Genomic DNA, 14,192 nt, shown 5'->3' with positions numbered 1-14,192 from the left:
GTTTTGTAACCGAATATTCAAATATAATTCTTAATTAGAAACAAAAACCTAATTTTATTGTGCCTTTTACCAAAAAGGGGGAGATATACTAAACAAGGGGTTGATTTTTTATGACTTATCTGCTATAATTATTACAGTTTTGTTAATAAGTGTAATTTTGATGTAACTAATCATCTGTAATTGCGCTTAAAACAATTGGAGGTAATTATAATGCAGCGAAGTAAGAAAATTGCTTCTGTGCTGTTGAGTGTGACAATGCTTTCGGGTGCTTGTGCGGCCGCAGGCAGTACCACAGCTCACGCATCCGGCACAGGCGCAGGTCTTGCAGAGTGGGCGCTCAATGCATATTACAGCGGTTGGAGCTATGTTTACGGCGGAGCTACTCCCGGTACGGTAGACTGCTCTGGACTTATCTATTCCTATTGCGGAGGTAACGCAAGAGGCGGCGATTCACAGCTTTATGCATCGAGCGAGAGTGGATACATAAGCAACGGTATTCCACGAGTACACGGCTTGGGACTTCATATGGATGGCCATGTCGGTGTTTATATCGGTGACGGTATGGCAGTAGATGCAAGAAATGACGATGAAGATGTATGCTATGACACCCTTGATTATATGGGTTGGACACAGTGGTACAAGGTAGGCGCTATTGATTATATTGAAAACGGTTGGGAACAGTTCAACGGTGATTATTATTATTATGAAAACGGCGAATACATTGTAAATACATCGAGAACAATTGACGGAACAACCTATTATTTTGACTCAAAGGGCAGATCAAGCGATACCCCGTCAAATCCGTCCTCATCAAATTCGTCAAGCAGTTCCTCAAGTTCAGACAACAGCTCTTCGGACAGCAGCTCTTCGGACAGCAGTTCTGATAATTCATCAACAAATGATGACAGCAGTTCAACTGAAGAGGTAAAGGAAGAATCTCAGACAGAGCCGAGCTTATATAAGAACGGTGATGAGGGTGACGAAGTAAAGAAGATTCAGGAAAGACTTAAGGAGCTTGGTTATTATACAGGCGAAGTAACAGGTAAGTTTGATGATGCAACAGAGGCTGCGTACACTCAGTTCCAGCAGGCAGCAGGAGTTGCGGTAGACGGTATTTCGGGTACAGACAGAGATGTCCTCTACTCAGACGATTGTCCTACATATGCCGATGCTCAGGCATTGCTTGCAGAACAGACACCTACATATCAGTTAGGCGATCAGAGTAACGCAGTACTTACAATTCAGAACAGACTTGCAATCCTTGGTTTCTTTAACGAAATTGCAACAGGCTATTTTGGTGAAACAACCTTACAGGCTGTTGAGGCATTCCAGCTTGCTAACAACCTTGAGGCAACAGGTATTGTAGATCAGGCTACATATCAGGCAATGTTCTCGGCAACAGCACTTTCAAATAACGGATATGCTCTTGCTACTTCAGTAGAATATACAGGCCCGTACGCAATGCCGCAGGGCGGTTCTTCACAGTTCGTATTGCAGAACACACAGAATCAGAACTACGCACATTCAGCCGCAGTTGTAGCGTCAGCCGCAAACAAGGTTACAAAGAAAGCGCTTTCAAATACATCAGCTGATGCACCTGTATTTTTCTCAGCAGTTGTTAAGCGCAACCTTAATGTAGGACTTTGGTTTGTAGTTGTACTTGCTTTACTCTCAGTTTTTGGCGGTGTTTTCATTATTAAAAATGTTAAGGCATCTAAAAAAGCACGCAGAGCAAGAAGTAAAAAATCTTACACAAGAGTAAAGACAGAGGCTCGTTACTGGTAAATATTAGCCGTATCTTATGGTTGTCCATATGATACGGCTTTTGTGTTGCAAAATTTATTTCAGTGTGATATTATTAAGGCAGGAAGTGATAATTATGGATAAAAAATTAATTGAAAGAATAAATGAGCTTGCAAAGAAAAAGAAAACACTCGGATTAAATGCCGAGGAGCAGGCAGAGCAAAAGCAGCTTTATGCGGTGTATCTTTCGGAAATCAGAGCGCAATTTGACAACACTCTTGATAATGTAAGCATAAAGCAGGAGGATGGCTCGGTAGTTCCGTTTAAATCTGCCGCAAAAAAGAAAAATAATAAGTAAAAATTAAGCGCCGATGTAATGTGATGTTGCATCGGCGCTTTTGTTTTTGGATATTTGTTAGTGGGGGAGTGCGTTTTATCTCAGCTTTAGTCGAGTGACATAGCAGGACATAAGCAATTCTTTCCGACCAAAAATAAAAAAGTTTGGTCAACCTTTTCAAAGGTTGTGGGTGTGGGCAACGCCCACAAAACTTTATGCTATCGCAAATTTTTTTGATAGCCAAATGACTCATTTGGCGACTGAACATAACAGCGAGAGCCTGTAAATTGCAACAGCAAAAAGTTATTTTTATTTTACAGAGATGTGGCTTCTAATTAAACGATGTGAAATCTCTTGATATGAGAGATTAAATCTCCTATATCAAGAGGTTTCAATGCTAAAAGACTGCCAACATATATTATGAGTGAGCCAGACGCATAAGACGCAGAGCCGATGATAATTTTATTTTTTAGATTTGCAACAAGTAGATTTAATATCCGATTCCTCTAAATAAACTGTTCCCCAATCACACATAGCATCTAAAATGGGGGTAAGAGTATTACCGAAATCTGTTAAAGAGTATTCCGTTCTCGGCGGGACAACAGGATAGACTTTTCTGTTAATCAGTCCATCGTTTTCAAGTTCTCTCAACTGTTGTGCTAACATTTTATCAGTTGCGTTTGGGACTAATTTATGCAGTTCACTATACCGCAGGGTTTTACCCATGAGATGCCACAGAATAACCGATTTATATTTCCCGCCAATTAAGTCAATTGTTGCTTCTACGGGACAGTTATAACCACTTTTACACTTTATACTCATAGATTTTCTCCTAACTTACTTTTTAGATAGTATATACCTAAAAAGTGCATTCTTGATTTTTGATTTGTTTTGTATATAATTATAGTACGGGGACACCCAAAAATCAAGCTTAGTAACAGGAGGAAAACTTATGAACTTCTTAGAAATTGCTAAATCACGATATTCTGTCCGTGATTACACAAGTCAAAAGGTGGAGCAGGAAAAGTTAGAAAAGATTTTGTTTGCTGCTCATGTTGCACCTACCGCAGCCAATTTGCAGCCTGTCCGTCTTATTGTTGTGCAAGAGGATGAGGGATTAAACAAAATCGGAAAAGCTGCAAACCTTTACGGAGCACCTCTGGCAATCATTGTTTGTTCCGAACATACTAAAGCATGGACTCGTCCATTCGACAGAAAGCAGACTGTTGATATAGATGCGTCAATTCTTACAGACCACATGATGATAGAAGCAACCGAGTTGGGATTAGGTTCTGTATGGATTTGCTACTTCAAGACCGATGTCATCAAAAAGGAATTTCAACTGCCAGATACCCTTGAGCCTATTAACATTTTGGCGATTGGTTATTCAAATGAAAATCCTGCTGACCCAGAGCGTCATGCCACACAGCGTATTTCTTTGGATGAGTTAGTACATTACGAAAAGTTGTAACTGAAAGAAGTGTTGGTGTTAAAACGGATACTTCTGAAAAGTTTCCGAAATATGCAGACTGTCTTGAAAAGTCATAAATAGCAATCTATAATTTATCTGACAACTGAATAATGTATCTTCAGGGCAGGGTGAGATTCCCGATTGGCGGTATAGTCCGCGAGCGTGAAAACGCAGGACTTGGCAAGGTTCAAGTCAGGATTTGGTGAAATTCCAAGACCAACAGTATAGTCTGGATAGAAGAAGATAGATTTTGTGTGTTATGCCGTTGCTTTGCTAACAAAAGATATTCTAAAAACTTATGCCGTCATCGCTATGCGTTGACGGCATATCTGTGATTATTCCTTTTTTAAAAGGCTGTCGCCTGTTTTTTCAAACTTAGTTTTAGCACGCAAACAGCAGGCTGTTTGCGCCTGCGAGTTTGTTAAAAAGGAAACTTTTTATGGGCTCTGCCCAAACCCGCAACCCTTTAAAAAGGGTTGACCTAAATTTTAAGTTTATAAAGCTAAACTTTGTGCGTTAGAGTAAATAAATAATAGTCTTTTAATCTTTCTTTTTTCTGATTACCGAGCCATCGGGAATTTTCAAGTCACTTTTCATTGTCAGCTTTTGCATAGCGTGGGGGGCAGAGTCAACCGAATTTCCGTATTCGTCAGTAAGTGATATGCACTTTACATTGAAAGGAATACCGCTTGGTGGAAGAACATCAAGCGTATCGCCAACAAGGAATTTATTTCTCTGAGTAATTTCGGTTGTGGTATCATCAACTGATTTTTCACTTACTGCAACAACATCGTAATGTCTGATATAACCGCCGTTGCCTGTAACCTGTCCCGGTTCTCTGCCAAAGTAAAAGCCTGTATTGTATTCACGATGGCTGATTTTTTCAAGTTCCTCTTTAATCCATGGCTCAAGCACATAATTTTCGCCCTTAGCCATAAATCCGTCAACTGCGTGGCGGTAAGCGTTTGTAGTAACAGCAGTGTAGTACGCAGACTTTGCTCTGCCTTCAATTTTAAGGCTCGACACACCTGCTTTTACAAGCTCCGGAATATGCTCTATCATACATAAATCCCTTGAATTGTAAAGATATGTGCCGTTGCTGTCCTCTTCAACAGGGAAGTACTGACCCTCTCTGTTTTCTTCAAAAAGATGATATTTCCATCTGCAGGGCTGTGCGCAGTCGCCATGGTTTGCATCTCTGCCCGTCATATAGCTTGAAATAAGGCATCTGCCGGAGAACGACACGCACATTGCACCATGAACAAAGCACTCGATTTCAAGGTCTTTCGGAATTTTTGCTCGTATCTGTGCAATTTCATCAAGCGGAATTTCTCTTGCGAGTACAACCCTTGACGCACCCATATTATAAAGTACATTTGCAGTTGCATAGTTTGTCACACCTGCTTGTGTTGAAATATGTCTTGCAACCTTTGGAGCATATTTTTTGGCCGCCTCAAACACTCCTAAATCGGCAATGATAAATGCGTCAACGCCGCACTCCTGAGCATAGCTTAAATAATCGGGTAAATAATCAAGCTCATTATTTCGTGGCAGTGTATTGCAGGTTACATACAGCTTTGCTCCCTTTGCGTGGGCAAGCTCGCAAGCCTGTTTTAATTGTGTATTGTCAAAATTCTTAGATGCAGAGCGCATACCAAACATTTTTCCGGCAAGGAATACTGCGTCTGCGCCAAATGAAAGCGCCGAGTTCAGACATTCCATATCACCTGCCGGTGCAAGCACTTCCGGTCTTGTAATCATATAAAAATCTCCTAATTATTCAATATTTGCAAGGTTTTCGTTATGCTCATAAATTGTAGATGCATAGTAAGCGTTGCCGTCTTTATCGTGGCAGAAGAAGTAGTAATTTGTATCCTTCGGATTGAGGGCGGCTATGATTGCGTTCATACCCGGATTACAGATTTCACCTGCCGGTAAGCCCTCTTTGGTATAAGTATCGTATGAGCTTTCAAAAGTATCTCTTGCGTCATCGGGAACATCTGCCTGAGTTCTGTACGGATAGAACTTTGTTGAGTCAAGTCCGAGATACTGCACACCCATATCTTCGTCGGCATTAAGTCGATTGTAAATGATAGATGAAATATAGTACATATCATCGGTATCGGCAGCCTCCGACTGAATTATAGACGCAACTATCATAACCTGATCGAGAGTGTAATTACTTCTGTTCTTTTTGAGCATTTCCTCAATGGTTGTTACCTTGTCATAACCGCTGACATCCTGCTTTTCGGTAAGTCTTGTATCGTAGTTATTGAGGAAACGATAAATAACATTTTCGGCATCCTCGTTTTTATAGAATGTATAAGTATCAGGGTATAGGTAGCCTTCAAGCTTGTAGTAACGATCATCAGTGTTTTTAATATCCTTAAGGAAAGAATATTCGTCATCAAACTGATTTGAATTACAAAGCTCGAGGAACTTGCCCTCATCTGCAAGAGCACCTTTTTCTTTGAGCAATTTAGCAATTTCAAGAACATTTCTGCCCTCGGGAATAGTAACCTTGACAGTATCTGTACGGTTTACACTGCTGAGCAGGAAGTTTATTATTGCCTCGTAGTCCATATTTGTTTTGATTTCGTATGTACCCTGCGTAAAATCATCGTCAGCCTTGGTGAATTTTGCAAACATCTTGAAATAGTTTTTATCCTCAATGATATTATTCTTTTCAAGAACGGTTGCAACGGTGTCAAGGTTTGGATTTGCAGGAATTTCAATTTTTACGCTTTTGTTTTCGGTACGATTTATAGCAAGCATATCGTCAATACCTGCCACAAAGAACATACCTGCCATTGCGCCCACAATAAGCACAGAAACCGCCCAAATTAATCTAAAAACTCTGCGGTTGCGCTTATTTTTTGCTTTTGCAAGTTTTTTGTCGAGTTTCTTTTTCTTTTTCAAAGCCTGTTTAGAATCCTTTGCCATCTGCGCCTTAACATCTTCGCCACTGTAAGAGTTAAGCTCCTGCGGCTCGTTGTTAGCCGGCTCGGCAGGCTCGTCTAAAATATTGTCATGAATATTTAAAGTGAAGTTTTTAGCCTTTTGACGGCGTTTTTCTTCAAGGTTCTGAATGTTATTATCTTCGCTCACTTACACCATTCCTTTTTCAAATACATTTCTTGTATCGTTTGTGAATTTTTCGGTTATTAAAATGTCAACAGCCTTATCGTAAATTCCATGCGGCAGTTTTTGCTCTACACATCTTGAATAGCAGAGCCCAACTGTTGCACCGCCGAACAGGTTTAAAAATCTGTCGTAATAGCCCTTGCCAAAACCAAGTCGGTAGCCGTATAAATCAAAGCTAAGTCCGGGTACAAGGCAAAGTCCGTCAGAATAATCTGTGATTATTTGGCAGAGGTTTGTGTCAGGCTCCATTATGGAATATTTGCCCTCTTTTAAATCGTCAAGCGAGGCAACGCTGTAAAAATCCATAACGGGTTCTTTTTGCCTGCACTTTGGCAGAGCAAGAATTTTTCCGTCTGCAATAGCTTTTTCAAGAATAGGGTAGGTGTTAATTTCTATCGGCATAGAAACAAATGCAAACAGAATTTTACACTCCTTGTATTCATTAAGCTCTATAAATTTTTCAAATAAAACTTTATCAAGACTGTTTCTGATTTCTTCCGAACAGGCTGTTCGGATTTTTTTATGCTTTACTCTCAGTAAATTTTTTTGCTCTCTTATATTGATTATGGGCATTGCATATCACCGCAGACCTTGTTTGCAGCTTCGGCAGACAATACCTTTTCTACGATAGCTTTGCCGAAAAGTATAGCACAGCCTGCACCCTTGCCTGTAATTACATTGCCGTCAACCTCAACGGGAGCGGCGGTGTATGTTGCGCCCTCAAGCTCTTTTTCAAATCCTGGGAAACAAGTGGCTTTTTTGCCCTTTAAAATTCCGAGATTGCCGAGAACTGACGGAGCGGCACAAATAGCGGCAGTGATTTTGTTATTCTCAAAGCAATAGGTAGTCGCCTTTGCAACTGCATCTGACTTAATAAGATTGATTGTGCCGGGCATACCGCCGGGAAGAACAACGCCATCTATGTCGTTATATGATATTTCCTCAGGCTTTAAGTCTGCTTTAACAGGAACTCCATGAGAGCCTGTTACAACTTCGCCTGTTACGCCTACTGTTTTTACCTCAATTTTTGCCCTGCGCATCATATCAAGCGGTGCAAGAGCCTCGGTTTCTTCAAATCCGTCTGCTAAAAATAAATAAAACATAGCAATACCCTTTCTATATTAATTTAATGTAATTCCTATATAAATATCCGTTGGCACAGCCTGTCCGCTTTTAAGCGGTTTAACCATTCCGTATCGGATTTTTTGAGCATTATTAAACAGCCTGTTGTGTGTAAATATAAAATGTTCAGCCTTTGTATTTTGCAGAATATCATTTACCATATTTTTAAAGTTGTTTTCTTTAAAATCAAAATAAAACACTTCTGCCGTATTTTCATTTTCTTCAAACAATGCAAAATAATTTTTGCTTTTAACATTTTTTATATTATATGTTGAATAATATTCGACAGCAAAATTCTTAAAGTCATTACCCTGCTTGAGAATATTATTTTCGCTGAAATTTAATTCCTGCAAAGAAAGTAAATCATTTCTTGAAAAATCGGAAATATAAGCAATGCAGTTTTCACGATAACCGAAATTTTGATAATAGTTATAAAGATTATCGTTTGCAGGGAAAAGAAAGGAATACTTATCTCCGCTTTTTGCCGAATCTTCAAGAGCGTATTTAATTAATTTGCTCATAATGCCTTGCTTGCGAAAATCTTTATGGGTTGACGCACCGCAAAGATAATGAGCTTTTTGACCGTTAAAACTTGCACTTATAAGATAAAGTGCGGAAATGATTTTTTCGCCGTACTTTGCAATATAAGTTTGTTTTGCGTTAAAACATTTGTCAAAAAATAAATCAACAGCTTTCGGTTCTTCATCAAAAGATGAAAGCCAAAGCTTTTTAAGTGATTTAATATCGGAACTGTCGGGTTTACAAAAATTAATTTCCATCATTTTTTAATGTTGCGTTATACCTCGCAATCAGAATTATGGGATTATATGAGAGTTTGGACTTTTTAAGTCCCTCTATACCCATATCTTCTTCACGGTTTATATATTTATAAGAAGACAGCGTTTTGGCAAATTCATTATTGATAACAGCATAAATGCCGTCATATTCACGCAGGGCTTTTTCAAAGCAAATGTCAAAGGCAATAGGGGAGATCTCGCAACCGAGCGTCATGGCAACAGCTTTGCTGTCAACATATACAATACCGCCACGCATTTTAAATTCTTCCATATTGTCAAGCGATTCCCTTATGGCGTGCTTTTCTTCATAGTTTTCTATATCTATGTCATTTTCGGCGCACCAATCCAACATAACCTTGTAAGCGTCCTCTTTGTTTGAATTTGTAATTTCCTCAAACCTAAAATTCGGATAGGTGTTTTTGAATTTTGAAATATGGTTTCGCTTTGCGTGGAATTTTCTGCCCGAAAGATTTATTAAATCTTCGGATAAATACACATACTCCTGATTTTCAGGGGAAAATTCGTAATTAAATTCTGACGGATACAGAGTTTCGAGTTTTATCCTTTGTGCGTCTGTAAGCATTACGATAAAAGGCTTTTGTCCACGCTCATATGCGTCTTTAATGATTTCATCAACAGCAGGTTTAATATCCTCGCCATGCGGCAGACAATATCCCCATACCGTACCGTCATTGTTAAAATATGCCTTGATAAGGCAGTCGTTGTAAAAAGCAAATTTAATATTATACTCGTTTCGCCAAAGGTAAGCGCTTAAAATATTTGTGGTAAGCGATATTCCCTCCGGATTATCATAGTATTTCTGAAAATTATTAATATCCGATTTTTCTATCAGCCTAAAGTTTAACATAAATTATTAAGTTCAGCCGCCTTTTCTATTTCCTCTGCTATTGATTCTATCGGCTTGATTTCACCGTTTTCACAACAGTTAATTACTGTCCAACCGCATTTTTTTGCGGCGTAAAGTGCCGATTTTCTGCATTCGAGTAAAAATGCAAAGTTTTTTTCGTGTAAATCTTTTTTGCTTTCGTCACCCTCGTAACGCTTGCTCATAAGTTTTTGAGAAACTTCGGGTTCAACATCAAGGTAAATAACCTTGTCGGGCTTAGGAACAGAAAGTTTATTGTATTCAAAATCTTCCTGCCATTCAATAAAGTTGTCCCACTCCGATTTGTCAAGTTTAGACATCTGATAAATTATATTGGATGTAGCGTATCTGTCGCTTAAAATCACATCACTGTTATCGTAATCTTTTTTCCAAAATTTAAGAAAACTTGCCACTCTGTCTACCGCATAAAAGGACGAAGCGGCATAAGCGTTTACATCATTCGGATTACTGCCGAATTCTCCGTCGAGATACATTTTTACAAGTGCCGAGCTTTCGTTTGCGTAATCGGGAAATTCAAGTCTTTTAATGCTTTTTCCCATTGCTGAAATTTTATCAAACAGGATTTTTGTTTGGGTAGCCTTTCCACTTCCGTCAAGACCCTCTATTACAATGAATTTTGCACTCATTTTTGTTCCTATCCATTTCTATTATTCAAAAATATAATTAAAATATTACTCTCTGCCATATTTTTTGCGTACTTCTTTCATTTTGCCGCAGCTCATTTTACCCTCGGGGCAAGCGCCGAACAAACACGCAGGGCCGCAGTTTTTAAATAAATGCGGAGCAACTTCAAGACATTGTTTAAGCATTTGCTCGGCAACATCTCTGATTTCCCACTGTGCACGGTTACAGCAGCGGTGTGCAAAGAAATTCTCAAGACTTCTTGCATTAAAGGTGCATACAATTTTTGTGGTTGAGGCATTGGGAAGAATAAATCTTGCGTCCTCGTTAGCCTTTTTTACAAAAGCATTGAATTTTGCTTTGTTTTCATTTCTGAAATTTTCAATTACCTCTTCGTCACTGCCCTCGGTTATGCCTGTTTCTTCTCTGATATATCCTGCAACAAGTGCGTTACGAACTTCGCTGTAAGCCTTTGACTGCATTTCTATGACTTTGTTGTAAGCGGCAAGCGCCTTTTCGTTTTTTGCAATTTCAGGCGGTGTTACAAAATCGAACTTTGTGCCGTCAACATAACGCTGCGACTGCTGACTGTAAGATGCAATTCTATGTCTTACGAGCTGGTGCGAACAAGCTCTTGAAATGCCCTCAATGCCAAAGGTAAAGGATGCGTGCTCAAACGGACTGCCGTGTCCGATGTTTGCAAGCATATCTATAAAATCAGCGGTCTTTTCCTCAGTAAGACCATCTCTTATATTTGATATTTCAGACGGTGAGTAGCACAGCTTGGCAGCCATTGCAACCGTCATTTCGGGATTCGGTGTGTAAGTAAGTAAAGTGACCTTAGCACTCAAAATAATCTCCTCCAAAGTGATATAAAAACATATATAAATGTATTATATCATTTTGTGTCGCAATATGCAACAAAATTAATGCGATTGTTGCGGTACTAAAAAAGAAAAATATCAGAAAATTTCCGATATTCACTTGACATTGTGAATAATTAGTTTTATAATGCTACTGAATAAAAAGTATATGTAATTGGCGTTGACGGGATTAGCTGTATCTCGTTCTTTCAGAGAGAAGTCGGTCGGTGCAAGACTTTATGAATGTTTACAGCACGCTGCCCCTGAGCTCTGTGTGACTAAGCACAGCGTATATCTGCGTTAAGGATTGTAATCGTAAGATTACTCAAAGAGGGTGTTTAAGCACCAATTTGGGTGGTACCGCAGGAATTATTCTCCTGTCCCATTTTTATGGGGCAGGATTTTATTTTGCAAATTTTTTAAGGAGAGATTTTTAATGGAATGGACAGGACTTAACGAACTTCGTGAAAAGTTTCTTTCATTTTTTGAAAGCAAAGGACATTTAAGACTTCCGAGCTTTTCGCTTGTTCCAAAGGACGACAACAGCCTTCTGCTTATCAACAGTGGTATGGCACCGATGAAAAAGTACTTTACAGGCGAGGTTACACCACCGAGAAAGCGTGTAACAACCTGTCAGAAGTGTATCCGTACTCCCGATATTGAGAGGGTAGGTATTACTGCCCGTCACGGCACATACTTTGAAATGCTCGGTAACTTCTCTTTCGGTGACTATTTCAAGCATGAGGCTACAGCTTGGGCATGGGAGTTCTTTACAAAGGTTCTCGAAATGCCTGTTGACAAGCTCTATGTTTCTATTTATGAAAACGATGACGAGGCTTATAAAATTTGGACAGAAGAAATCGGCGTAGATCCATCTCATATGGTAAGACTCGGCAAAGAAGACAACTTCTGGGAGCATGGTTCAGGTCCTTGCGGCCCATGTTCTGAAATTTACTTTGATCGTGGCGATGAAAAGGGCTGCGGCAAACCTGACTGTCATGTCGGCTGCGAGTGTGACCGTTTCGTTGAGGTATGGAACATTGTATTCTCACAGTTTGAAAACGACGGCAACGGCAACTACACTCCGCTTGCTCATCCTAACATTGATACAGGTATGGGTCTTGAAAGACTTGCTTGTGTAATGCAGGGCGTTGACAACCTTTTCTTAGTTGACACTGTTCAGAATATTATGAAGAAGATTTCTGAAATTACAGGTGTAAATTACGGTGAGGACGATAAAAAGGATATTTCACTCCGAGTTATCACCGACCATATCCGTAGCACAACATTTATGATTGGCGACGGTGTTCTCCCGTCAAACGAGGGCAAGGGCTATGTTCTCCGTCGTTTGCTTAGAAGAGCTGCTCGTCATGGCAGACTTTTAGGCTACAAAGATGCTTTCTTATATAAGGTTTGCGAAACTGTAATAAAAGAAAACGAGTCGGCATATCCTGAATTAAGAGAAAAGCAGGAGTTTATTACAAAGATTATCAGAGTTGAGGAAGAGAGTTTCCAGAAAACAATCGACCAGGGTTTTAAACTTTTGCAGGGCATTGTTGATGATCAGGACATTAAGGTACTCAGCGGTGAGGACGCATTTAAGCTCAACGATACTTACGGTTTCCCGATTGACCTTACAAGAGAAATTCTTTCGGAGCAGGGCATAGATGTTGATGTTGACCGTTTCCACGAGCTTTTGAAAGAGCAGAAACAGCGTTCAAGAGATGCAAGAAAGAAAGAAGACACAGACGCTTGGATTTCAGATTCAACAGACCTTTCTGATATTGCTAAAACAGAGTTCTGCGGCTATACAGACCTTAACACAGGCAGCAAGGTTGTTGCTATTATTAAGGACGGCATAAGAGTTGACAGCGTAGGCGAGAACGAAACCGCACTTGTAGTTCTTGACAAAACTCCGTTCTATGCAGAGAGCGGCGGACAGGTAGGCGACACAGGTGTAATGGAGGCAGGTACTCTTGAGGTTGATGTTGACGATACAACTAAGGATGCTTCGGGTGTATATCTCCATTCATGTACCGTTAAGAGCGGCACACTTGAGGTTGGCACAGAACTTCGTGCAATCGTTGACTTTGACAGAAGAGCAAATATTATGCGTAACCACACAGCGGCTCACCTTTTACAGGCCGCACTTCGTGAAGTTCTCGGCAATCATGTTCATCAGGCAGGTCAGCTTGTAACAGACCATTCGGTTCGTTTTGACTTTACTCACTTTGAGGCTCTAACAGATGAAGAACTTAAGAAAGTCGAAGACCTTGTAAACAAGAAGATTCTTGCATCTATCCCTGTTATTACAAAGGAAATGCCAATCGAAGAGGCAAAGAAACTCGGCGCTATGGCATTGTTCGGCGAGAAGTACGGCGATGTTGTACGAGTTGTAAGCATCGGTGAGTTCTCCGTTGAGTTCTGCGGCGGTACACATGCTACAAATACATCAAGCCTCGGCTTGTTCAGAATCCGTCAGGAGGGCTCTGTTGCATCGGGTGTAAGAAGAATTGAGGCTATCACAGGTATTAGTGTTCTTCAGTATATGAACGATGTTCGTGAAACTGTACTTAATGTTTGTGAAACACTCAAGATTTCAAATACAAAGGCTCTTGAAGAGGGTGCACAGAAGATTGCAACCTTACTTCATGATCAGCAGAAAGAAATTGCAGAGCTTAACACAAAGCTTGCCGCTATGCAGGTTGACAACCTCTTTATTAATTCTGAAATTGAAAACGGCGTAAGAATTATTGCTAAAAAAATTGACAATGCAAACGCTGACGCACTTCGTGCAATGTGCGAGAGAACAAAAGATGTTGCTCCGCTTTCTGTAGTTGTACTTGCTTGTGAAAATGACGGCAAGGTTACATTTGCCGCATCTTGCGGTAAAGATGCTAAGGCACTCGGCGTAAATGCAGGCAAACTCGTTAAGGCTGTTGCACAGGCAGCGGGCGGCAACGGCGGCGGTAAGCCTGACCTTGCTATGGCAGGTGCAAAAAATCCTGAAAAGATTGATGAAGCACTTGCTATCGTTAAAGAAACTGTATATGGTATGATTAAGGCATAAATGTTGCAAAATCCACATAATTTGATTTTTGTTGTCTGAAAGTTTGCAATTTATTGCTATTATTGTTTAGAACTACTAAAAACAGTCTAGCAAGATTGTATATTAAAACAACGGTAA

Annotated in this window: 13 protein-coding genes, 1 riboswitch and 1 other annotated feature; of the genes, 4 read left to right on the top strand and 9 right to left on the bottom strand. The window is 39.9% G+C overall.

Going from position 1 to position 14,192, the window contains the following annotated elements:
• The first annotated feature begins 210 nt into the window (after positions 1-210).
• The gene (locus tag DXC23_RS09735; protein ID WP_117705948.1) at positions 211-1,785 is read left to right on the top strand and encodes a peptidoglycan-binding protein; all 1,575 of its coding nucleotides are present in this window, start codon (positions 211-213) and stop codon (positions 1,783-1,785) included.
• A 94-nt stretch (positions 1,786-1,879) separates the two neighbouring features.
• The gene (locus tag DXC23_RS09730) at positions 1,880-2,101 is read left to right on the top strand and encodes a DUF896 domain-containing protein (RefSeq protein WP_117705946.1); all 222 of its coding nucleotides are present in this window, start codon (positions 1,880-1,882) and stop codon (positions 2,099-2,101) included.
• 441 nt (positions 2,102-2,542) lie between these two features.
• Here DXC23_RS09730 and DXC23_RS09725 read toward each other — a convergent pair whose 3' ends face one another.
• Positions 2,543-2,902 (bottom strand): helix-turn-helix domain-containing protein, encoded by a 360-nt coding sequence (locus tag DXC23_RS09725; RefSeq protein WP_117705943.1) that lies wholly within the window; start codon positions 2,900-2,902, stop codon positions 2,543-2,545.
• A gap of 130 nt (positions 2,903-3,032) precedes the next feature.
• Here DXC23_RS09725 and DXC23_RS09720 point away from each other — a divergent pair, with 130 nt between their 5' ends.
• Positions 3,033-3,551: a nitroreductase family protein gene (locus tag DXC23_RS09720; RefSeq protein ID WP_117705941.1), complete on the top strand. Its 519-nt coding sequence runs from the start codon at positions 3,033-3,035 to the stop codon at positions 3,549-3,551.
• Between the two features lie 110 nt (positions 3,552-3,661).
• Positions 3,662-3,800, top strand: a riboswitch (FMN riboswitch).
• A 291-nt stretch (positions 3,801-4,091) separates the two neighbouring features.
• Here the strand turns inward: DXC23_RS09720 and DXC23_RS09715 are convergent.
• From DXC23_RS09715 to thyX, 8 genes are read right to left on the bottom strand one after another with little or no spacing between them, the layout of a single operon-like run.
• A complete protein-coding gene (locus DXC23_RS09715; protein WP_117705939.1) occupies positions 4,092-5,312 on the bottom strand; it encodes a U32 family peptidase in 1,221 nt (406 codons plus the stop codon).
• Between the two features lie 15 nt (positions 5,313-5,327).
• Complete coding sequence (mltG, locus tag DXC23_RS09710) at positions 5,328-6,659, bottom strand: endolytic transglycosylase MltG (RefSeq protein WP_117705937.1); 1,332 nt, start codon at positions 6,657-6,659, stop codon at positions 5,328-5,330.
• A complete protein-coding gene (locus tag DXC23_RS09705) occupies positions 6,660-7,268 on the bottom strand; it encodes a 5-formyltetrahydrofolate cyclo-ligase (protein ID WP_117705936.1) in 609 nt (202 codons plus the stop codon). It lies immediately after the preceding gene.
• A complete protein-coding gene (locus DXC23_RS09700; RefSeq protein ID WP_199523071.1) occupies positions 7,259-7,798 on the bottom strand; it encodes a DJ-1 family glyoxalase III in 540 nt (179 codons plus the stop codon). Before DXC23_RS09700 ends, DXC23_RS09705 begins: the two co-directional genes overlap by 10 nt.
• An 18-nt stretch (positions 7,799-7,816) precedes the next feature.
• Positions 7,817-8,599, bottom strand: a complete 783-nt coding sequence (locus DXC23_RS09695; protein ID WP_117705932.1) for a GNAT family N-acetyltransferase — start codon at positions 8,597-8,599, stop codon at positions 7,817-7,819.
• Positions 8,586-9,482, bottom strand: a complete 897-nt coding sequence (locus DXC23_RS09690; protein WP_117705930.1) for a phosphatidylglycerol lysyltransferase domain-containing protein — start codon at positions 9,480-9,482, stop codon at positions 8,586-8,588. The genes DXC23_RS09695 and DXC23_RS09690 overlap by 14 nt, the downstream gene beginning before the upstream one ends.
• Positions 9,476-10,147: a deoxynucleoside kinase gene (locus DXC23_RS09685; RefSeq protein ID WP_117705928.1), complete on the bottom strand. Its 672-nt coding sequence runs from the start codon at positions 10,145-10,147 to the stop codon at positions 9,476-9,478. Before DXC23_RS09685 ends, DXC23_RS09690 begins: the two co-directional genes overlap by 7 nt.
• 45 nt (positions 10,148-10,192) lie before the next feature.
• Positions 10,193-10,993, bottom strand: coding sequence for an FAD-dependent thymidylate synthase (gene thyX / locus DXC23_RS09680; RefSeq protein WP_117705926.1), 801 nt, complete (start codon positions 10,991-10,993; stop codon positions 10,193-10,195).
• Between the two features lie 184 nt (positions 10,994-11,177).
• Positions 11,178-11,393 (top strand) — a binding site (T-box leader).
• 48 nt (positions 11,394-11,441) lie between these two features.
• On the opposite strand from thyX, the gene alaS reads away from it, so the two are divergent.
• Positions 11,442-14,075: an alanine--tRNA ligase gene (gene alaS / locus DXC23_RS09675; protein WP_117705924.1), complete on the top strand. Its 2,634-nt coding sequence runs from the start codon at positions 11,442-11,444 to the stop codon at positions 14,073-14,075.
• The last annotated feature ends 117 nt before the right edge of the window (positions 14,076-14,192 follow it).

The sequence above is a fragment of the Eubacterium sp. OM08-24 genome (assembly GCF_003438075.1).
Classification (GTDB): domain Bacteria; phylum Bacillota; class Clostridia; order Oscillospirales; family Acutalibacteraceae; genus Ruminococcoides.
This window is presented reverse-complemented; position numbering and strand designations above follow the sequence as displayed.